This window comes from Bradyrhizobium sp. UFLA05-108, assembly GCF_059803455.1.
Window position 1 is genome coordinate 1 of sequence record NZ_JBANAZ010000178.1, and the last position, 1,664, is coordinate 1,664.

At 55.6% G+C, this 1,664-nt stretch carries 2 protein-coding genes; both read right to left on the reverse strand.

All coding sequences use genetic code 11. The features are described from left to right. Positions 1 to 97: 97 nt before the first annotated feature. Entirely contained in the window at positions 98 to 1,075 is a 978-nt protein-coding gene (locus SO140_RS45770) for an ABC transporter substrate-binding protein (protein ID WP_474805106.1), read from the reverse strand. 108 nt (positions 1,076 to 1,183) lie between these two features. Then, positions 1,184 to 1,372 carry a hypothetical protein gene (locus SO140_RS45775; protein WP_474805104.1) on the reverse strand — a complete coding sequence of 63 codons (189 nt, stop codon included), beginning with the start codon at positions 1,370 to 1,372 and terminating at the stop codon, positions 1,184 to 1,186. Positions 1,373 to 1,664 lie beyond the last annotated feature (292 nt).

Here is a 1,664-nt window from a genome sequence, read left to right on the forward strand (position 1 = left end):
TGCCTTGGCGCTTTTTGGACGCCGGTCAGTTGACCCTGCGGAGCCTCCTTCTTGCCGGCGTCCAAAAACCAGCACAAGACCGGAAGTCATCGTGACTTCATTCGATGACCTTGTCAGCCCGAGCCATAATACTGTCCGGAAAAGTTAGGCCAAGCGAGACGGCAGTTTTGAGATTTACCGCCAGCTCGAAAATGACCGGCTGCTCGACGGGGAGTTCAGCCGGGTCCGCTCCCTTGAAAACCCTATCGCAGTATTGCGCCACCTTAACATAGATCGCCTCAAGCTTGGGGTGGTAGCTGGCTAGTCCGCCCAAGGGTACATAAGGGCCTGATTGGTAGATTGCTGGTATCCTTGATCTTGCAGCCAAGGTTACAATCGTCGGCCGTGTCACATCCGCAAGTACAAATAAGGCATCACAGTTCTCCTGCTTGATCGCTTCAAAAGCCTGGTCAAGATCACCAGGAGTAGGTGCGACGACGCGAACGGCCGCAAGTCCCAAACTTTTGATGGATGTTTCGGCCAATTCATATTGCTGCGGATGAGTTGGATTGTTGGACATGAGCACAGCAATACGCCGCGCGGATGGCAGGAGAGTGTGGAGAAGTTCAACGCTTTTTCCGATGGCGTCGCCGACCATATTAGCCGTGCCCGTAATGTTTCCTCCGGGCCGAGCAAGGCTCTTTACGAAGCCAGAACCGATTGGATCGGTTGCCGGAGCCATGATGATGGGGATCGTTGATGTTGCCTTCTGGGCGGCCGCTATGGCGGGAGTTGTGATCGCAACAATAACATCGGGATGGAGAGCAATCAGCTCGGTTAAGAACGAAGGCAGTCGTTCAAGCCTCCCGTCGGCGCTTCGCTGATCGATTATGAGGTTCTTGCCTTCGATATAACCGAGCTCTCGCAGTCCCCCACGAAAGGCATCGTACATGGCACGGTCCGGGGGATTATCAAACTTTCCCGGATAGATGTGTGCAATGCGCCAAACCTTGCTAGATGATTGTTCTGCCATCGCGATCAACGGCCACGCAATTGTGGTGTAGCCCATGCCTCTGATGAAATTGCGCCGCAGCATTTGAACTGCCTCCACGCCGAATAATTTGAGATCCAGGATGCCGTGAGCGAAACGTCCATCTTGAATAAGCGCGCGGAGTTTGTACAGCAGTTGCTTCGTGCACCACCGTTAAATCGGCGGCAGAATCTGCGGCTTCTTCTGCCGGCGTTCGTAGAGTATGGCGGCCCCATACATAGCGCCGATCGACAATAGCCCGCCGATCACGCCAAAGGTGCCGATGATCTCGTGGGCTACCCAGCGAACCGCCGCCATCGCTGCCGTGTAGAGCAGGATGCAGAGCAAAATCCATTTCAACACGCGGAAACCTCTAGCGGCTCTTATCTATGCAATTAATGGGCTCTCCCGGGATATTTCCCGACCACGAAGCTAAAGACAAGCTGTTGAGAAGTGGTGCGCAAAGACGCGAGCGGCACCAGCATCGTTGCTAGAGCCACGAGATGACGCCGGGTATTCTAGGCCGCGTACCTATAGTCCCGTTAACGTGACGCGATGAAGGCGACGCCCGCTTTGCCCCAAGGCACGAAGTCGCTGCGCTCCAGCCCGCTGCGCGGGGGCAAGAGCCGAGAGGCCGGTAGCCGGTTGAGAGTGT